This is a genomic window from Rheinheimera texasensis (genome assembly GCF_964031785.1).
GTDB classification, from domain to species: domain Bacteria; phylum Pseudomonadota; class Gammaproteobacteria; order Enterobacterales; family Alteromonadaceae; genus Pararheinheimera; species Pararheinheimera texasensis_A.
The window spans coordinates 444,350-463,593 of the sequence record NZ_CAXIRE010000019.1 but is presented as its reverse complement, the minus strand read 5'-3'; the positions used below and the strand labels follow the sequence as shown (position 1 = coordinate 463,593).

Genomic DNA, 19,244 nt, shown 5'->3' with positions numbered 1-19,244 from the left:
CGTCAGCGCTGCGCCGGCCAGGGGTCGGCATAGGCCGGGTTGCTGACAAAATGGGTATCGGTCAGGCTGTGTAAAAATGCCAGCACGGCGGCGCGCTCTTCTGCGGTTAAATCAAAGCCTTTGACGAAGTTACTTTTGGCCGGATGCAAACGGCCATCACCCTGCCATGGCCCTTGTGTGTTGTTGCGGCCGCCTTGTTGATACAAATCCAGCACTTGCTCCAGCGTTGCGACACTGCCGTCATGCATGTACGGCGCGGTCAGCACGATGTTGCGCAGCGTCGGCGCGCGGAAGCGGCCATCGTCGCCGGCTTGCATGCTGAGTTCCGCCAGACCACGGTCTTTATCCGGGTAACCCTGCCCTTCAACTTGCTGGCGGGCGGTGAAATACAAGCCGGTGTTGTGAAAAGGCCGGCGGTCCAGTGGTTGTTTTTCATGGCTGGTCGACTGAGTGAAATTAAAACCACCGTGGCAATGGTGGCATTCCAGCCGCTCAGAGAAAAACAGGTTCATGCCGTTAATTTGCTCTGGCGTTAAGGCGCTGTCATCACCCTGATAGGCGTAACGGTCAAATGGCGATTGCAGTGAAATTAAGCTTCTGACAAAGCTGGCCAGGGCCTGCGTCACGCGCTGAAAACTCACCTCTTCATCACCAAATGCAGCTTCGAACAACGCCGGATAAGGCCCGCGCTGCAACTGTTGTAACACTTGCGCTTCGTGGCCGCTGATGCCGAGTTCAACCGGTTGCTCACCAAACATTGGAATTAACAGCTGCTGTTCAATTTGTTGCAGCTCCGGATGGGCCCAGGTCAGGGTTTTGTTATAGGCCACATTGATGAGCGCCAGGGCGTTACGCCTGTGCTTGTCACCGGTGCTGCCGGTGGAAACAGCGCTTGATTCGGCAAATGCAGTGGCCTGCTGATGGCAGCTGGCACAGCTTTGTTGGCCATTACCAGATAATGCTTTGTCATAAAACAGATAACGGCCCAGTTCGGCTTTGGCGGTGGACATTGGACTGTCAGCCGGCACTGCGGGTTTGGGGAAACCTTCCGGCAATGCCCACTGATAAGGTTGCGGCGCCGGCGTGCAGCTGCCAAGTAGCATCAGTAAGGCTGCTGCTGTGATCAGCGCAGCTGGTTTCAACACAAGCTGCCTTAGCGTAATTGCCATAAACCCGCCACGGCAGAAGCATCAACACCCAGCCGCGGCAATAACTGCTGACAGCTGCGGGTTTGCCGGTCCGCCATACAGGAATTATCCCCGCTGGCCCCAAAATCCTGCAGCAGCGGTGCCAGGTCCAAAACCAGTTGCTGCTGGCCGCTATACTGCAGTTGGACTTGCAGCTGATTGGGTTGCTGGCAAGGGCTCTGCGGCGCCCGCATCACACTGGGGCCTTTGCAGCCGGTTGAACCCAGATGCAACGACCAGCTGGCATGGCCGGTTAAATCCAGCCGCAGGAATTTGTAGCCCTGTTGCCAGCTCCAGTGCATATCGGTTTGTTGCAGTGGCGCGGTAGCCACCAGCGGATTTTGATGATTCAGCTCTGCCGGGACGCCTACGGTGAAACTCAGCGGGCCCGTTGTTAAAGCGCTGGCCAGTGGAATTTGCCACTGACCGGCATCGTTGCTCTGGCAATCGATACCGAGTAATACCAGCCGGTCATTGCTGTAAGGGCCTGGTGTCAGAGCGACAGGCTGGTTTTGGCGGAAGTCGCTTAAAAACAGCTGCAACTGAGCCAGCCGAAAAGTCTGGCCGGCCAGCGTCAGGTCGGAATCGCAGCGCAGCGGCTGGCCTTGCCATTGCAGTTGCAATTGCAGCGGCGCCTGGTGTTGCGGTTGGCATCCGCTCAGCGCGAAAAGCAGAAAAATTGCGCAATAATTAATAACTTGTTTACTGTTTTGCATTTTCGTATTTATATATGGTGGTCAGAATCACCTTAACAAAACCCGGGCAAAACGCAATCTGTTTGCCCGCTTTGCCGGAGTCCGCATTATGTCGCAGCTCACTGTTATCCGCCGGTCCGCTATCAGCCGGGGCACGCTGGTCGCCAGTCTGTTATTCAGCGCTGCTGTGTATAGCCATGCCGAACATGACCGTGCCCGTTTTGTCGCGCCGACCGGCAAAGACAGCGGTCGTTGCGACAGCCCGGTACGAGCCTGTCAGAGCATCAGCTACGCGGTGCAGCAGGCCAGTAAAGGCGATCGGGTGCTGGTCGCTGAAGGCAGCTATGCCATTCAAAATGCCGATGATTTATTTTATCTGACCAGCAAATTAGTACCGGTGCTGGGTGGGTACAACAAGTTTGACCATTTCCTCGATCAGGCGCCGGGGATTAACCCAACCGTCCTGACCGGAGTACCGGATGCTTATATCGGCCAGTTGCAATTACAGGGTTTTGTGGTGGTCAACGACGGTTTTTCCCAGCGTTTTGCCGACAGTGCCGCGCTGGAACAAACTCAGCAACAATTACAACAAAGCCAGGGCCCAACGCCTTGTGTGAACGGTAAAGCCGGTATTTACCCTTGTAAAAACATCGATTTAGTCAGTCATATTGCTTTGACGGATATCAGTTTAAAACCGGGCGCTGCCAATGATATCTGGGGCCATACCGACCTCAATACCGGCACTGAATACGCCATTATTGGCCTGGATATAGGCACTGCAGTTTTTAGTCTGGCCGACCCGGCCGCACCAAAAGAAGTCGGCGCTATTGCCGGTAGTAAGACGGCCTGGCGCGATATCAAAGTGCTGCAGTATTACGACAACAGTCTGGCGCGCTGGCGGGCTTATGCGTACGTCAGTTCCGAAGGTTCGGACAATATTCAAATTCTCGATTTAAACCAGTTACCGGGCTCAGTGCGGCTGGTTGCGGCGGACAAAGCTGTCACTTCGGCACATAACGTTTATATCAGCCATGTCGACTACACCACGAACACCGCGCTGGATGGCTTAGAGCCGGCGCTGCATATTGTCGGGCAAAAAACGGTTGGTGGCGCTTTTACCACTTATGGCCTGAAAAACCCGGAAACGCTGACGCCTTATTATCCGCACACCAACGGGGTGCGCAGCGACTACACCCATGACGCGGCATCGATGGTGGTTGACGATAACCGTGCCTTGCAGGGCTGCCAGCGCAACAGTTGTACTGTGCTGATGGACTTTAACGAGCAGTCGGTGCGGTTGTGGGATATCACCACTTTAACCGGTGCCGGTGCGCTGGCTGATTTAACTTATCCGCAGGCAAGTTATGTCCATTCCGGCTGGTGGAGCGAAGACAAACGTTTTGTGTTTATTCACGATGAGCTGGATGAGCGCGACCACGGCCTCAATACCACAGTGCGGGTGATGAACGTCGACAATTTGAAGCAGCCAGTGATTGTCAAAGAATGGACCGGACCGACCGGTGCCATCGACCACAACGGCTATACCCGTGGCAACCGTTATTACATTTCGAATTATCAGCGCGGCACCACCATTCTCGATATCACCAATCCGGCCAATCCGGTGGAAGCAGGCTTTTTTGATTCGTTCCCATCAAGCGACAGCGCGGCTTTTAACGGCGTCTGGGGCACTTATCCGTATCTGCCATCAGGTCTGGTAATTTCCGCAGATATCAACAGTGGTTTGTTTGTATTGCGCGATCAGACCAAACAAAGTGCGGCTGGCCAGGTCAGTTTTGCCACGTCAGCCAGCAGCCTGAAACCGGGCGAGACGGCCGTGCTGAAAGTGCGCCGGCCTTCTGGCAGCGGTGCCGTCAGTGTGGGCTGGGAAACCCTGAACGGATTTGGTATCGGTCAGAACACGCAACTTGGCAAAGGCCGGCTGAACTGGGCGGCGGACGACTTCGCCGACAAAGAAGTGCGCATCACCACAAGCAGCCAATGGGCCAGCTACGGCAGTTTTTTTGTGCGGTTGTTTGACCCGCAAAATGGCCTGACTTTAGCCTCACCTTCTTATCATCAGGTGACGGTCGGCAGTGCTGCAGTGCAACAAGGCGCTGCAGGCTTTCAGCTCAGCACTGTCACGCTGGAAGAAAACGGCGGCCCGGTCAGCGTTAAAATTGGCCGCTTTGCCGGTAGCAGCGGCGCTTTAACTATCAGCTATCAACTGAAAGATGACAGCGGCAAAGCCGGTATCGACATCCAGCAAAGCAGCGGTGAACTGAGCTGGGCCGCTGGCGATACCGCAGATAAAACCATCACTTTGACGCCAATCGATGACAACCTGCTGGAAAACGAAGAACAGCTGACCTTGCAACTGAGCGGCCCTGTGGTGACGGAGCGCGCCAACCTTATCGTGAAAATCCGCGACAACGAACAAAACCGTAAACCTGAAGTACAGGTTGGTTTTCCGGCAGAAGTAAACGCCGGCGCTCAGGTCAGCTTAAAAGCGCAGGCGACAGATCCGGATGGTGATGCACTGACTTACAGCTGGACGCAAGTCAGCGGCGACACAGTGAGCCTCAGCAATGCAACGACTGACAGCGCCAGCTTTATCGCGCCTAACCGCGACGCTGACTTGCAATTCAGTGTCAGCGTGATGGACAGCCGCGGCCTGGGCACATCTGTCACCTTTTCCATCAAAGTGAAAGGCACTGTCACCACCACGCCGGTGAATAATGGCAGTTCCGGTGGCTCTGGCGGTGTGGTTGGTTTCACGCTGCTGGGCTTGTTATTGCTGCGACGCCGGCCTTAAGTCGCTATAGCCAAACCTGCCGCTGTCAGTCGCTGTTTTCCGGTGACTGAGCGCGGCAGCTTCTGTGGCATCCCTCAAGCCACTGCGGTAAACCAACGGCTATGATAAGCTCGTTGTTTTTTGCCGGAGCGCCATCCCTTGTCTCATTCTACCCAACCGCAGGACCATCCAATCAAAGGCATTCTGGCGATGTTGCTGGCGGTGCTGATGTTTTCCGGCATGGATGCGGCGATGAAGACGCTGACCGAACACTACAGCGCCATGCAAATTACCTTTTTCCGTGCCGCCTGCGCCTGGCCTTTTATCGTGGTCTGGCTGGCTACCACAGGCCGGTTACAACACCTGTTGCAGGCGCGCTGGTCCTTGCATCTGCTGCGTGCAGTGCTCGGCATTGTGATGCTGGCGTCGTTTATTTATGCGGTCAGCGTGCTGTCGCTGGCAGACACTTACAGTATTTTCTTTGCAGCGCCTTTGCTTATCACGCTGTTGTCGGTCTGGTGGTTAAAAGATCATGTCAACAGCCGGCAATGGGTGGCGATTGTGGTGGGCCTCGCCGCAGTGATTTATATGCTCAAACCCTCCGGCGACGGGCTGTTAAGCTTAGGCGCCCTGATGGCACTGCTGTCGGCACTCTGTTATGCCATTTCTGCTATCACAGTACGGGTGCTGGCGAAATCGGACTATGCCGGCAATATGGTGTTCTGGCTGATGACAATGATTGGTATTGGCGCCGGTTTACTGGCACTGCCGGACTGGCAACCGCTGCAATGGGCGCTCTGGCCGTATTTTCTGGCGATTGGTATCACCGGCGCTATCGGTCAGGTGTTTATCACTGAAGCTTTCCGGCTGGCGCCGCCTTCGGTGATCGCACCATTTGAATATACTGCGCTGGTCTGGGGCTTAGGTTTTGATATTGTGCTGTGGCAGGTCTGGCCAACCGCCAGCATGTTGCTGGGGGCGGCCGTGATCATGTTAAGCGGGCTTTATCTGATTTGGCAGCAACAGCGCAGTTAAACGGCGGGCGCGCGCAAATCTGCCGTTAAAACACCATGATTGAGTGGTGCTGCTTCATGTGACGGCTCGCGGTAAGGGTCTGCCAATGCCGCCTGTTGCCAGGCCAACATACCCGGCAGACTCAGTAACAGGTCAACATAAGCGCGGGCTGCGGCTGGCAACGGCAAACCATAACTTTGCACCCGAAAGGCCACAGGCGCAAAAAAGGCATCCACTGCGCTGAACTTAGCTCCGGCCAAAAAAGGCCCGCCAAAACGGTTTAAACCCTGTTGCCAAAGCTCGCTGAGCCGGTCCAAATCGGCCTGCAGCGCCGGACTGATTTGATGTAGTTGCACCCGGATGCCGACACTCATCGGGCAAGTACCACGTAAGGTGGTGAAACCGGCATGCATCTCGCTGGCGGCACAGCGGGCAAAAGCCCGGGCTTTGGCATCCGCCGGCCAGACGCCGGGATGTTGTTCTGCCAGATATTCGATAATCGCCAGCGATTCCCAAATCACTTCGCCAGCATGATGCAAACAAGGCACTTTGCCGTTTGGCGCAAAGCTGCGAAATTTTTGCCGGTTATCCGGGCCGTCAAAACGGCTGTGTTGCTCAGTAAAGGGGATGCCAAGCTCTGTCAGCAGCAGCCAGGGCCGCAGGCTCCAGGAAGAGTAGTTTTTGTCGGCGATAAAGAGTTGATACATAACGCTGTCCTGCAGATGTTATTGTGTTGTAACAGAACATACGCGCCGGCCCGGCCAGATTCAAGAGTGTACGCTGATTTAAAACACCGGATCCGGTCGTTGCAAGGCCGGATGACGCTGATAAAAATCCTGCATTTGACCATTTTGCCAAAGCAGAATAACTCGTTGATCCCAATATGCTTTTAACTGTTTTCCTTGTGCGTTTGGGCTAAAGCCGGCATAGACCGGCACATCAGCCAGCCATTGTTGTTGTAAGCCGGCAGCCTGCAACTGTTTTGCCACGGCGATTAAATCACTGGATTCAGCCAGATAAACGCTGATGCGGCCTGCCAGCAGCAACTGAATGGCATGGGCCGGGTTTTGCACTTCAAAACCCTGCGCCTCGATACCAAGCGCTGCCGCGTAGTTATAGGATTTTTCCCAGCCAAGTTGTTGTGATGGGATACGCGGCAGGGTCAGATCTGCCCGTTGTACCCGGTCTGGCCGGTACACCGCGACAATAGTATCGGTATCATAAGCCAGGGCTGAGGCTTCAAGTCCAAAGCTGCGGATATCAGCCTGGGTCAGGCCAAAAGTTAAATCGGCCTGGCCACGTTTTACCGCGAGCCAGGCGCGACCCAATTCGTTGGATTTAATCACCAGCGGATATTGTTCCTGTGGCAACACCAACCGGGCCAGCGCAAAATAAGCGCCGGTGCCATCGGCATTGGTAAAACCCGGCCACAGACTGGTTTCGATGGTGACCGGGTGAGCTGCTAAAAAGCTGCTCAGGTATAGCAATAAAGCACTACAAATCAATTTCATCGCCGGCTCCGGCTGTGCAGAAGGAGCAATGAAACAAGCATAGCCGGCCGTGCATGACCACGGCCGTTTTATCGGGGATTACTGCGAGTTTTTTTGTTGGGCGGCTTTGCGTGCGGCACGTTGTTTTTCGCTGAGCGCTTTGATTTTTGGCATCAGAGTTTGCATCTGTTCCTGCATCATCACCATAGTACCCTGAATCAATTCTGGCTGGCGTTTCAGCATTTTCTGGCCGGCGTCAGATTGATAAAACGCAATAATGTCCTGCAGTTCGGCTTCACTGAATACACTGCCATATAAGGCGATCAGCGGCTCTTCCATCTTGTCCCAGGACAACTCAGCGCGCACCAGCGCATTCATTTCCTGCATATCTTGCTGAATCTGTTTATCTCTTTTGGTATCAAGACCAGAGCTGGCAAGCATCTGTGCAGTCATTTGGTCCATATTCTGATACGCCTGATCCATCATGTTGGCGGCTTCAGTGACCTGCAGGAATTTTTCAATAGTGGCGCGGGTGGCTGGCTCTGCTTGTGCCTGCAGACTGAATAACAGCGCTGCGGCGCAGCTGAGTAGTTTGATACGCATGTCGACATCTCCTTATCTGTGGGTTGCAGCAGCCACTCTGGTGGAAAATAAACAAATTTGCAACCACTTGTCAGCACTGTAACCGTTTTTGTAACAGTTCGACAAAACGCCGCACTTTTAATGGCCGGTGTGAGCCGGGTGGATAGACGGCGTAGATACCACCGGCCGGCAGCTGCCACTGCGGCAACAGATGCACCAGCTGACCGCTGGCGAGTAATGGCCGCGCTGTGTAGTCGGTCAGAATGCCGAGCCCGGCATGTTGCAACAGCAATGCCTGAATACTGGCGGTAGAGCTGACGGTAAAACGACTGCGAAATTGCAGATCGAGCTGTTGATCAGCATGGCTGAAGCGCCAGTTTAGCGGCGTGCGTAGCTGATTAAATGCAATCAGCGGATGCGCAGTTAAATCAGCTGGCTCTGTGATTGGCGCATGCTGTGCCAGATATTGTGGTGTCGCCAGCAGCCACTGGCCAAAGTCGCCGAGTTTATGCGCTTTTAAGCTGGAATCGCGTAACCAGCCGCCGCGAATGGCGAGGTCAATGCCTTCGCGGACTAAATCACGCACCTGATCGCTGCTGCGCAGCTCGATATCAAGCGCCGGATGTAACTGACTGAATTCTAATAAAACCGGCAGCAAAATCTGATTGGCGTAGTCCTCCGGCGCGGTCAGCACCAGTTTGCCGCTCAGCACACTGTCCTGTTGTTGCAGCTGCAACAGTTCGCGCTGCAGCTGGGTATACAACGGCAGGCACTGTGCTACCAGCTGCTCGCCGGCGCTGGTCAGGCTGACTTGTCGCGTGGTGCGGCGAAACAACGCCACCCCAAGCTGTTGCTCCAGTTCTTTAATTTGCAGGCTGATTTTAGTTTTGCTGCAACCGAGCCGTTCCGCCGCAGCGGTGAAACTGCCGCTGTGCGCCAATGCCTGCACCAGTTGCAGACTATTTAAATCCAGCATGCTCATGTCCGCTTTATTGTTTTAAATATCATGACAGTGAATTACAGATTGGGCTATTTTTCAATACTAATCACAGGCCGATAATAACCTCCATTCCGGCCGGCATCGACGCGATGTCAGCCGACCTTGCAGACCATTATCGGAGTGAAACTATGCAAATCGTCATTATTGGTGCCAGTGGTTTTATCGGCAGTGCGTTAACAACAGAAGCATTACAGCGCGGCCATCAGGTGCGGGCGCTGGTGCGGGATGCCGGCAAACTGGCCGCCTTGCAGCAACAATATCCGCAGCAGCTGGAAGTGGTCAGCGTGGACGTGCTGGACAGTGCGGCTTTGGTACCGGCGCTGGCGGAACCACAGGTAGTCATCAGCGCTTTTAGCGGCCACAGCGACAGCGACGTTTCCGGTTATTACCAGCGTGGTTTTGCCAGCATCCTGGCTGCGGTGAAACAAAGTGCAGTCGAACGTTTTCTGCTGGTGGGCGGCGCCGCGTCTTTGTTGTTACCGGATGGCAGCAAGTTGCTGGACAGCCCGGATTTCCCGGCGGCGTACCGCGGTTCGGCCGAAGGCGCTTATGCCGCCCTGCAGCAGCTGCGCGGCGAAACCAGCTTAAACTGGAGCTATTTATCGCCAGCAGCCGAGATTTTCCCCGGCGCTGCCACAGGGCAGTTCCGCATTGGTGGTGACCTGCTGCTGACCGATGCCGCAGGCCGCAGCCGGATCTCCACCGGTGATTATGCCGTCGCGCTGCTCAATGAAGCAGAGCAACCGTTGCACAGCCGTCAACGTTTCAGCGTGGCGTATTGACGGTTGAACCTATTGTCGGTTGGATGGACCGATTCCGGAAAAGCAGAATTGATCCAGTCTGCTAGGATCAGAGTAATGCTTATCCTTGATCAGCGGCCCCGTGTTAGTGCGGGGCTGCGTTTTCCGGAGTTTGTATGCAATATCACTTCCGCGCCGAAGCTTTTCAGATCGCCAATTACGTCAACACCGGGCTTTTTGTACTGAGCCTGGTGTTTAGTTTTATCTTCGCCAGCTGGTTGCCGACTTTGCTTATTGGTATACCTGCAGTGCTGATGCCCTGGTTTTTGCTGCAGTCGCTGGGTGATCAGCCGCTGACCCGTATCTCTTATGGCATCAGCTATATGCTGTTTGCGGCACTGCAAATTCATTTGTCCCAAGGCATGCTGGAAATGCATTTTGGCATTTTTGTGCTGCTGGCGATCCTCATCTGCCTGCGGGACTATCTGGTGGTGCTGGTCGCTGCTGGCTTTATCGCGGTGCATCATTTGTTGTTTATGTGGCTGCAGGCCGGTGGTAGTGCGGTCTTTGTCTTACCGCCGAATGAACTTCGTTTTGAGATTGTGCTGGTGCATGCCGCTTATGTGGTGGCAGAAACTGTGGTGTTGGTGATCATCTGCCGCAACAGCTTAAAAGAAGCGCAACAGGCCGAGTTTTTCTTGCAAACCACGGAACAGATGCTGGACGACGATGGCCGTATTTGGCTGCATAACAGCACGCCAGAGGTGGAAACACGGCTGACCCGAAATTTTGCCAAGGTGATGATGACGCTACAAGGCACGGTCAAGACCATCGATTCTGCCGTCAGCAGTCTGACCAAAGAAACCGAAGTGCTGGTATATGAAGGCAATACTTTATCCAACCGCATCAGCAATAAACTGCAGGAAGTGGAACGGATTGCCACGGCCACGGAACAAATGTCGATGTCGATTCAGGAGTTAGGCGAATCTGCCCGCGAGGTGTTGGTGCTGGCGCAGGACTCATCCGGTGCCGCCAATGACGGCAAATCGGTGGTTGATAAAACCATCAACAATATCAATAGCTTGTCTGGCACGTTGGAGCAAACCAAAGTGAAGGTCAACAGCATGGCCAGCTCGACTTCAGAGATTAAAGGCGTGCTGGACGTGATCCAGTCGATTGCTGAACAAACCAATTTGCTGGCGCTCAATGCGGCGATTGAAGCGGCGCGGGCCGGTGAACAAGGCCGTGGTTTTGCCGTGGTGGCAGACGAAGTGCGCAATCTGGCGTCGAAAACCCACAAATCCACTGACGAAATTAAGCAGATGATCGCCCGGCTGGTGCAAAGCAGTAATGAGTCGGTGTCCGCGGTGGAGCAATCGCTGCAGGAATTGCAGGCGACCGTCAACACGGCCGGCGAAAGTCATCAGGTACTGAGCGGTATTCAACAGCGCGTCGAACAAGTGCTGGGGTCGGCCGATTTGATGTCCAGAACGCTGGAACAACAAGGCCTGGCCAGTGCCGAAATCGCCCGTTCCACTGCTGAGTTAATTACCTTAGCGAGCGAACAACAGGTGCAGGGCGCTAAAGTCACTGATATTGCTCATCATGTTGAAGCCATCACCGGTGAACTCAGTGAAAAAGCCGAGCGTTTTGTTGTTAAACATTAAGCAGAAGTGGCTGTTTGGCCTGGGTGTTGTGGCCTGGGCGCTGCTGTCTTTGCTGTTGTTGGCGCGCTTTGAGCAGCAACGCTATGGTGTGTTTGACCCCGGCGGCCAGCTGACGCAACTGCAGCTGCGGCCATATACCCCGGATGCTGGCGCTGCAATGCTGATAGCGGTGATAGATCCGGCTTGTGGCTGCGCGCGAGCGGCGCGGGCCCATCTGCAACAACTGCAACAGCAACAACCCGGATTACAATTGCAGGAAATGACACCAGCGCAGTGGCGTGAATATGGTCCGGCATTACCGGCCACACCGGCTGTGTTGTGGTACCAGCAGCATCAGCTTCGCTACGCCGGGCCTTTGGCGCAAGGCCCACTCTGTAGCAGCAATACCGATTTATTATTGCCGTTGTTGCAAGGCCGGCAACGTCTGGCCGGAGTCTGGCTGAATTCAGAAACTGTTGCTTGTCGTTGTCTGTCGTGACAGGGCGAAAATTGTCACAGCCTGACGGTTCCCGCTCTGTTTTTTTGGCGCTTGCTGCGGCATGCTGCTCCTGACAATCAACAGGAGTGACTGATGCGCTACCCACAACTGAAATTATTTCATAACCCACAAAGCCGCTCTGCCGGTGTACGGATTTTGCTGGAAGAGCTGGCAATTCCCGCCGAGTTTGAACTGGTCGATTTTAAAGCGCCGGAAAAAAGCCCGGCGTTAATGGCTGCCAATCCGCTTGGCAAAGTGCCGACGCTGATCGCCGATGATGCAGTGGTGACAGAACAAGTAGCGATTTATCAGTTTCTGGCCGAACTGAACCCGGCAGCAGGTTTAAGTCCGGCGGTCGGTGACCCGTTGCGGGGTCCTTATCTGCGTGCGCTGGCGTTTTATGGCAGCAGTTTTGAACCGGCAATGATCGACAAAGCGCTGAAACGCGACAGCGGTCAGCACGGTATGAGCCCTTATGGCAGTCAGGCGGCGGTCGAGCAGTGGGTGCGTAGCCAGTTACAGGCCGGCTCCTGGTTTTTGGGTGAACGATTCACTGCGGTGGATTGCTTGTGGGGTACGGCGTTGGGTTGGATGACCCGCTTCGGTTTAATTGAAGCCACGCCGGAAATTGCCGCTTATCTGGAAAGATTCGCTGCCCGGCCGGCGGTGCAACGCGCCAGGGCTTTAGACCAGGCGCTGCTTGCCGGCTAAGCAGGCGGATGCGCCGGATTTATAATACCGGCGCATCAAACTGTTCTGGCTCGTCGCTATAGACACAGACATTCCAGTCGGCGGCCAGACCATCTTCTGCTAAGCAGTAGGTCTGGAAAAACTGTTGGATCTCCGCGCGCTGACAATGCGCCTCAAACGCTGCCATGTCGGCCCAGATCTCATTAAACACAATCGGGAAGCTGTTGCCTGGCGCAAAGTCAGACTGAATGTGCCGGGTCACCCGATACTGCAGGCAGCCATCTTCGCGCAAAGTATTCGGTTCCAGGCCCTGTAACACACGAAATAACTCGGCGGCTTTGCCTGGTTTGGGCTGAAATTGAGCGATGCAATAGACTTTTTTTGACATGACGGGTTCCTTATCGGGACGAAATTCGGCAGGCTAATGGCCGATTAAACTGGTATGGCCAGCGGATGGTTCTGCGTATTTGGTGGAAAGTGGAGAAATTTAGCATGAAGTTTCAGCATGTGATGCAACAATTCGTCGCCACTGCGGCCGATGAACGGCTGATTGAGGTGCCGGCGCATTGGGGGCAAGGCCGTGCCGTGTTTGGCGGCATGGCTGCGGCGTTGGCCATGGCGCATCTGCAGGGCGTTATTCCGGCCGGCATTCCGTTGCGTTCGGTGTCGGTGTCATTTGTTGCGCCACTGAACAGTGGCGAAGCTGTGGTACGGCGGCGGATCTTGCGTCAGGGCAAGTCGGTGTTGCAGGCGCTGGTGGAAATTGAGCAAGCCGGTCAGGTGGCCTTAGCGGCGCTGGCCAGCTTTGGTGCGCCGCGGCCGTCACAGCTTAGTGTCAGTGCCGTGCCGGCGCCGGCCTGGACAACAGCAGGCATCCGCTTGCCAGACAGTGAGATGGCGCCGGAATTTACCCGGCATTTTGATTATCAAATTCAGCAAGGCAACGCGCCGTTCAGCGGTGGCAAAAGCCGCACTTTGGGTGGCGCCATTCGCTTTCGCGGCGAATTTGCTGAACAAGTGGGCGTGCCGGAACTGCTGGCACTGGTTGATGCCTGGCCGCCGGTTAGTCTGGGGTTGATGTCAGGCCCGGCACCGGCCAGCTCCCTGACCTGGACGCTGGAATTATTGCCGCAGGCCCAGACTTTCAGTGGCAGCGACTGGTGGAGTTATCTGGCCAATATCGAACATGGCGCCGACGGTTATCATCATATCGAAGCCAAATGCTGGGCACCGGACGGTTCGTTAATCGCCATTAGTCGACAGACTGTGACGGTATTTGCCTGACCTGTTAGGAAAGCAGGGTCGCTAAGACGCTGAATTTGTTATGCTTGGCAGCGTTTTCATGGAGGATGTTATGACGCTGTTTGCATTTATCGCGCTGGCACTGGCGCTGCTGACACCCGGATTGCAGTGGCGGAGTCAATCTGTGTCGCTGCCACTGTTCTCTTTGGGCCTTGCTTTGCTGGCTTTAGGGCTGGCCTGGCAGGCCAATCTGGTCGGCCTGGTTGCCGCAGCGCTGCTGTTGTTGCAACTGGCGCTGGCGCTTTGGCTGACGACCGGCCCTGCGCCCCGCTGGTTAAGAAGTTCCGGCTGGGTGCTGCTGGTATTGCTGGCGCTGGCAACCGCTTTGCATTGGCTGCCTGGTATGCAGAATCCATTATTGGTGGATGCGCAGCAACTGACGCCGGACGCGATTCCGTACAGGCTCTACGCCAATTTCGACAAAGGCTGGGCCGGCTTGTGCCTGTTGCTGGCGCTGTGGCCTGCACAGCAACAAGGCGATTTATGGCAGCGTTACCGGCGTGGTTTTTGGCCGCTGTTGCCGCTGACTGTGCTTGCCGCAATGGGATTGGCGCTTGGTTTGGGTCTGGTGCAGCTGGCACCGAAATGGCCGGAGTTCTGGTTGTGTTTTATCGCCTGTAATTTGCTGCTGACTTGTATCGCGGAAGAAGCGTTGTTTCGCGGTGTGTTGCAACGACCACTGCGGGATTGGCTGACACAGCGCGGCAGCTCGGCACAAAGCGCGGCCTGGCTGGCGATCGGACTGGTCAGTGGGTTATTTGGTCTCGCCCACCTCGCGGGCGGTTGGGCTTATGCTTGTGTCGCCGCCGTCGCCAGTATCGGTTATGGCTGGGCTTATCAGCGTAGTGGCCGGCTTGAAGTGGCGGTGCTGACGCATTTTGCGGTTAACTTATTGCATTTTGGCCTGCTGACTTATCCGATGCTGCGCTGATCCACAGGCATCAGGTATCATCGGGGTTTTACCCCGCTTCTGACAGGGAATCTCCGGCTGATGTTGCGCATTCTGCATACTTCCGACTGGCATTTAGGCCAGTTTTTTATCGGTAAAAGCCGTGAGGCGGAACATCGGGCGTTTTTCCGCTGGCTTTGCGATACCGTCACAGCACAGCAGATTGATGTGGTACTGGTGGCCGGCGATATTTTTGATACCACCACGCCGCCGAGTTATGCCCGTGAGCTTTACCATCAGCTGATTGTCGATTTGCAGCCGCTGGCTGTACAGCTGGTGCTGTTAGGCGGCAATCATGACTCAGTCGCGGTGCTGCACGAAAGCGCCGAATTGCTGCGCTGTCTCAATACCGTTGTGGTGCCGGGATATGTCACTGATATTTCAAAACATCTGCTGACTTTACACAACAAAGCCGGTGAGCCGGCAGCTGTGCTGGCGGCTGTACCTTTTTTACGGCCGCGTGATTTGTCGCAGCGTGCTGATTTTCGCAGCAGCAGCGGTGTGGAAGCGGCCGACAAACAGCTGCAGTTACAGCAGCAAATCAGCCAGGTCTATCAGGAACTGTATCAGGCGGCGCTGCAGCAGGCCGAAACCTTATCGCCTGGTGCGCAGTTACCAGTGATTGCTACCGGCCATTTAACCACAGTCGGTGTCAGCAGCACTGAGTCGGTGCGGGAGATTTACATCGGCACGCTGGATGCTTTGCCAGCCAGTGCTTTTCCACCTTTTGCCTATGTGGCGCTTGGTCATATTCATCAGGCGCAAAAAGTCGGCGGCAGCGAATTTATCCGCTATAGCGGCTCGCCTTTGGCGCTCAGTTTTGATGAAGCGCGGCAGCAAAAATATTGTCTGCAGGTGAGCTTTGAAGCAGATGCTGTGCAGGTCGAAGCCTTGCCGTTGCCGCGTTTTCAGCCGCTGTGTTCGGTTAAATCGGATCTGGCGAGCTTGCCAGCGTTGTTGGCTCCGGAATTACACAACTTAGCCGACGGCCAGCGTTTATGGCTGGAGCTGGTGCTGAGCGGCGACAGCGCTTTATTGTCTGACGTACAACTGCAACTGGAACAATTGCTGGCGCCTTTGCCGGTTGACTTGCTCCGGCTGCGCCGTGAAAGACCGGCAACCGCCGCCGGCATCACCGACAGTGGCCTCAGTCTGCAGGAACTGACACCAGCCGATGTGTTCGCCGCCCGGCTGGCGCAGGAAGAGTTGTCTGACGAACTGCAGCAGCGGATGGTGCAGCTGCATCAGCAAGCGCTGGATTTGCTGCAACAGGCCGAAGCGCAGGAGCAACACTGATGCGGATTTTGTCGGTACGGCTACAAAACCTCAATTCCTTACGCGGCGAATGGAAAATCGATTTCCGAGACCCGGCTTTTGCCCAAAGTAACTTGTTTGCCATCACAGGCCCAACCGGCGCCGGCAAAAGCACCTTGCTGGATGCAATTTGTCTGGCGTTATATCACCAGACGCCGCGGCTAAAAGTCCTGAGCCAGACCAGCAATGAACTGATGAGCCGGCACAGCGCTGAATGTCTGGCGGAGGTGGAATTTTCGGTGCGCGACCAACAATACCGCGCCTTCTGGAGTCAGCGCCGCTCGCGTGGTGCCGTCGATGGCAATTTGCAGGCGGCGAAAGTTGAACTGGCGCGGGCGGACGGCGAGATCCTCACCGATAAATCCAATGAAAAACTTAAATTAACTGAGCAGCTGACCGGCCTCGACTTCGCCCGGTTTACCCGCTCGATGCTGTTGTCGCAGGGCAATTTCGCCGCTTTTTTAAATGCCAGCGCCAACGAACGCGCGGAGCTGTTAGAAGAGCTGACCGGCACCGAAATCTATGGCCAGCTGTCGGTGCTGGTGTTTGAACAATGTCGCACGCTGAAACAACAACAAGAGTTGCTGCAGGCGCAGTTGCAGGGTATCAGCCTGTTGTCGGCTGAGCAGCTGGCATTACTGGAGGAGCAGCAACAACAGCTGCAGGCGGAGAGTGGCCAAGGCCAGCAGGCGCTGGAGCAGCTGCGCCAGGCACAGCAATGGCAACAGCAGCTGGCGCAGAGTCAGGCACAACAGCAACAAGCCCGTGCGCAGCTACAGGCGGCAGATACGCAGGCCGAAGCCGGTAAAGTTGGCCTCGCCAAGCTGGCGCTGCATCAGCAGGTGTTGCAACTGCGCCCGCTTTATCAACAGCTGTTACAGCTGCGCGAGCAGCGCGGTCAGGCTGAGCAGGAGCTGCAGACCACACAAAGCCAGTTGCAACAGCTGTATCCGTTGTTTGCTGCCGGCCGCGCTATAGGTCTTAACGACAGTCAGCAACAAGTTCAGACGCTGCAACAACAGCTGCAGCAACAGGACCGCAGCCTGCAGCAGGTCAGCGCGCAGCTCAGTACCTTGCCAGATCCGACAGTGCTCGCGGCACAGCTGGCGCAGCAGCAGGCGGGCATCGACACAGTGCAGCGTCAGCAGCAGGAATTACAGGCGCTGCATCAACAGCAACCGGCGTTGGAACAACAACTACAAGATTGTGTTGTTCAGGCCGAACAGCTGAAAACCACCTTGCCGCAGGCCGAAGCCCGGCTGACACAGGCGCAGCAGCAGGCAAAACAGCTGGCCGTGCAATTGCAGGTCTTAGCGCCGGCACAGATCCAGCAACAACTGCAGACACTGCACCCGCAGGTGCAGCAACTGCAAAAAGCTGCCCATCAGGCAGCGCAGGGCTGGCAACTGCAACAGTCGTTGGCAGCGCTTGGCAGTGAACAGTCGGCATTACAGCCACAACTGGCAGAAAAGCGTCTGCAATACAAATCACTGCAGGCGGTGTTGCAGGACAAAGAAACCATTCTGGCACAGCAACAACTGATCAAAGAACTCAGCGAATACCGTGCGGCATTAAAAGCCGGCGAAGCCTGCCCTTTGTGTGGCAGTGCGGACCATCCGGCGGTGAGCCATTATCAGCAGCTGGAACCCACAGCGCAGCAACAACAGGTGCAGCAGCTGCGGCAGCAACTGGAACAACTCAGTAACGATGGCGCCGCATTAAGCGCCCGGCTGCAGGTGCTGACACAGCAGCAACAGCAATTTGAGCTGCAGCTGAGCAGCGTGCTCGACAGCCTGACACCGCAGCAGCAACAGTGGTTTGTCCAAGGCTCAGATGCCCAAGACGCAAGTAAAGAGTTCAGTCGTGCGTTAAGCCAGTTAGAGCAACAGATCCAGGCCTTACAACAGCAAGCCGACGCGGCACAGCAACTGCAGGCGCAGCAGCTTGTGAAGCAAACGGACGTGCAGCAGGCGCAGCACCAGTTCCAGCAAGGCGAGGCCGCGCTGGAATTACAGCGTCAGCTGTATAAACAACTGCAACAACAGCAAAAGCAACTACAGACGCAGGTCAGTCAGCTGCAGCACAGTTTGACTGAGGGGCTGCAACAACTGGCGACGGCGCTGGGCTGTGCAGCAGACGTGATTTTGTGCATGCAGGCGCTTGAGGCCGGACGCGTCAAACTGCAGCATATTCAGCAGCTGCAACAGCAACAACATCAAACGCAGCAGCACTTGCAGCAACTTCAGCAGCAGGGGCAACAGGCCAGTCTGCAACTGACGCAGTGGCAGCAATTGCAGCAGTTGCCGTTGCCAGAGCTAGCAACTTTGACAGAACGGCCGCAGCCGCAAAGCCTGCAGCTTTGTCAGCAACAGGCGCAGCAGATTGAACGCTTGCAGGCAAATGCCCTGTTACAACAGCAGCAGCTCAGTAAATGGCAACAACAAAGTGCCGCGCTGCAGCAGGACTGGCTGACACAGGCGCAGCAAGCCGGCTTTGCCAGCGAAACCGCCTATTTAATGGCGCAGCTCAGCGAGGCGCAAAAAGCTGAATTAGAACTGCAGCAGCAAAAAATCCTGCAGGCGCGTACTGAAGCCAACGCCTTGCTGGCGCAGGCGCAGCAGCAGGAGCAGCAATTGCGGGCGCAGCCTCCGGTGGAAGCTGATACCACGGATTTGGCCAGCCGGATTGAGCAGGCGCAGCAACTGCAACAGCAACAACAGCAGCAACTCGGCGAGCTGAATCAGCAACTCAAACAACAGCAACAACTGGCGCAGCAACAGGCCGGTTTGTATCAGCAAATTCAGGCGCAGCAGGCGCTCTATCAGGACTGGCAGCAGCTCAATAGTCTGATTGGCTCTGCCGATGGTGCCAAGTACCGCCGTTTTGCCCAGAGCCTGACGCTGGCGCAACTGGTACAGCTTGCCAACCGGCAGTTACAGCAGCTGCACAGCCGTTATCAGCTGGCGCGCAAAACCGACAGCGAGCTGGAATTGCAGGTGCTCGACAGCTGGCAGGCCGACAGCGCACGCGATACCAAAACTTTATCCGGCGGTGAGAGTTTTCTGGTGAGTCTGGCGTTGGCGCTGGCATTATCGGAGCTGGTCAGCCACAAGACCCGGCTGGAGTCGTTATTTCTCGATGAAGGTTTTGGTACTTTGGATCCGGACACGCTGGAAAGCGCGCTGGCGGCGCTGGACCAGCTGCAATCCGGTGGCAAAATGATTGGCATCATCAGCCATGTCGAAGCGCTGAAAGAACGCATTCCGGTGCAGATTAAAGTGCATAAACAAGCGGGCGCCGGCTGGAGTACGCTGGAGTTGCCGCAGGTCTGGTAGCTCAAACCTG

17 protein-coding genes are annotated in these 19,244 nt (G+C 55.7%); 10 read left to right on the top strand and 7 right to left on the bottom strand.

The features are described from left to right. Positions 1–2: 2 nt before the first annotated feature. Entirely contained in the window at positions 3–1,142 is a 1,140-nt protein-coding gene (locus tag ABNT34_RS10560) for an MbnH family di-heme enzyme (protein ID WP_348731388.1), read from the bottom strand. A gap of 11 nt (positions 1,143–1,153) precedes the next feature. Then, positions 1,154–1,810: an MbnP family copper-binding protein gene (locus tag ABNT34_RS10555; RefSeq protein WP_348731386.1), complete on the bottom strand. Its 657-nt coding sequence runs from the start codon at positions 1,808–1,810 to the stop codon at positions 1,154–1,156. A gap of 181 nt (positions 1,811–1,991) precedes the next feature. Here ABNT34_RS10555 and ABNT34_RS10550 point away from each other — a divergent pair, with 181 nt between their 5' ends. Both ABNT34_RS10550 and ABNT34_RS10545 read left to right on the top strand, forming a co-directional pair. Then, positions 1,992–4,694, top strand: coding sequence for a choice-of-anchor B family protein (locus ABNT34_RS10550; protein WP_348731384.1), 2,703 nt, complete (start codon positions 1,992–1,994; stop codon positions 4,692–4,694). A 138-nt stretch (positions 4,695–4,832) separates the two neighbouring features. Continuing rightward, a complete protein-coding gene (locus ABNT34_RS10545; protein ID WP_348731382.1) occupies positions 4,833–5,708 on the top strand; it encodes a DMT family transporter in 876 nt (291 codons plus the stop codon). Here ABNT34_RS10545 and ABNT34_RS10540 read toward each other — a convergent pair. The 4 genes from ABNT34_RS10540 to ABNT34_RS10525 all read right to left on the bottom strand — a co-directional run bounded on the left by ABNT34_RS10540 (position 5,705) and on the right by ABNT34_RS10525 (position 8,735). Beyond that, positions 5,705–6,394 carry a glutathione S-transferase family protein gene (locus ABNT34_RS10540; protein WP_348731380.1) on the bottom strand — a complete coding sequence of 230 codons (690 nt, stop codon included), beginning with the start codon at positions 6,392–6,394 and terminating at the stop codon, positions 5,705–5,707. The two genes, ABNT34_RS10545 and ABNT34_RS10540, sit on opposite strands and share 4 nt — an antisense overlap. Before the next feature lie 78 nt (positions 6,395–6,472). Further along, positions 6,473–7,198, bottom strand: a complete 726-nt coding sequence (locus ABNT34_RS10535) for a hypothetical protein (RefSeq protein WP_348731378.1) — start codon at positions 7,196–7,198, stop codon at positions 6,473–6,475. Between the two features lie 78 nt (positions 7,199–7,276). Next, positions 7,277–7,780, bottom strand: a complete 504-nt coding sequence (locus ABNT34_RS10530) for a DUF2059 domain-containing protein (protein ID WP_348731376.1) — start codon at positions 7,778–7,780, stop codon at positions 7,277–7,279. A gap of 70 nt (positions 7,781–7,850) precedes the next feature. Continuing rightward, positions 7,851–8,735 (bottom strand): LysR family transcriptional regulator, encoded by an 885-nt coding sequence (locus ABNT34_RS10525; RefSeq protein WP_348731374.1) that lies wholly within the window; start codon positions 8,733–8,735, stop codon positions 7,851–7,853. A gap of 152 nt (positions 8,736–8,887) precedes the next feature. Here ABNT34_RS10525 and ABNT34_RS10520 point away from each other — a divergent pair, with 152 nt between their 5' ends. The 4 genes from ABNT34_RS10520 (at position 8,888) to ABNT34_RS10505 (ending at position 12,355) form a co-directional block, all read left to right on the top strand. Continuing rightward, on the top strand, positions 8,888–9,541 hold the full coding sequence (locus ABNT34_RS10520) for an NAD(P)H-binding protein (protein ID WP_348731372.1): 654 nt from the start codon (positions 8,888–8,890) through the stop codon (positions 9,539–9,541). A gap of 134 nt (positions 9,542–9,675) precedes the next feature. Further along, a complete protein-coding gene (locus ABNT34_RS10515; protein WP_348731370.1) occupies positions 9,676–11,166 on the top strand; it encodes a methyl-accepting chemotaxis protein in 1,491 nt (496 codons plus the stop codon). Next, positions 11,153–11,644 (top strand): DUF6436 domain-containing protein, encoded by a 492-nt coding sequence (locus ABNT34_RS10510; RefSeq protein WP_348731368.1) that lies wholly within the window; start codon positions 11,153–11,155, stop codon positions 11,642–11,644. Before ABNT34_RS10515 ends, ABNT34_RS10510 begins: the two co-directional genes overlap by 14 nt. Before the next feature lie 93 nt (positions 11,645–11,737). Beyond that, positions 11,738–12,355, top strand: a complete 618-nt coding sequence (locus ABNT34_RS10505; protein WP_348731366.1) for a glutathione S-transferase family protein — start codon at positions 11,738–11,740, stop codon at positions 12,353–12,355. A gap of 19 nt (positions 12,356–12,374) precedes the next feature. Here the strand turns inward: ABNT34_RS10505 and ABNT34_RS10500 are convergent, their stop codons facing one another. Continuing rightward, positions 12,375–12,722 carry a putative quinol monooxygenase gene (locus ABNT34_RS10500; protein ID WP_348731364.1) on the bottom strand — a complete coding sequence of 116 codons (348 nt, stop codon included), beginning with the start codon at positions 12,720–12,722 and terminating at the stop codon, positions 12,375–12,377. Between the two features lie 104 nt (positions 12,723–12,826). On the opposite strand from ABNT34_RS10500, the gene ABNT34_RS10495 reads away from it, so the two are divergent. The 4 genes from ABNT34_RS10495 to sbcC all read left to right on the top strand — a co-directional run bounded on the left by ABNT34_RS10495 (position 12,827) and on the right by sbcC (position 19,234). Further along, complete coding sequence (locus ABNT34_RS10495) at positions 12,827–13,618, top strand: thioesterase family protein (RefSeq protein ID WP_348731362.1); 792 nt, start codon at positions 12,827–12,829, stop codon at positions 13,616–13,618. A 70-nt stretch (positions 13,619–13,688) separates the two neighbouring features. Beyond that, entirely contained in the window at positions 13,689–14,567 is an 879-nt protein-coding gene (locus ABNT34_RS10490) for a CPBP family intramembrane glutamic endopeptidase (RefSeq protein ID WP_348731360.1), read from the top strand. A gap of 60 nt (positions 14,568–14,627) precedes the next feature. Beyond that, positions 14,628–15,881: an exonuclease subunit SbcD gene (sbcD, locus tag ABNT34_RS10485; RefSeq protein WP_348731358.1), complete on the top strand. Its 1,254-nt coding sequence runs from the start codon at positions 14,628–14,630 to the stop codon at positions 15,879–15,881. Further along, a complete protein-coding gene (sbcC, locus tag ABNT34_RS10480; RefSeq protein ID WP_348731356.1) occupies positions 15,881–19,234 on the top strand; it encodes an exonuclease subunit SbcC in 3,354 nt (1,117 codons plus the stop codon). Before sbcD ends, sbcC begins: the two co-directional genes overlap by 1 nt. The last annotated feature ends 10 nt before the right edge of the window (positions 19,235–19,244 follow it).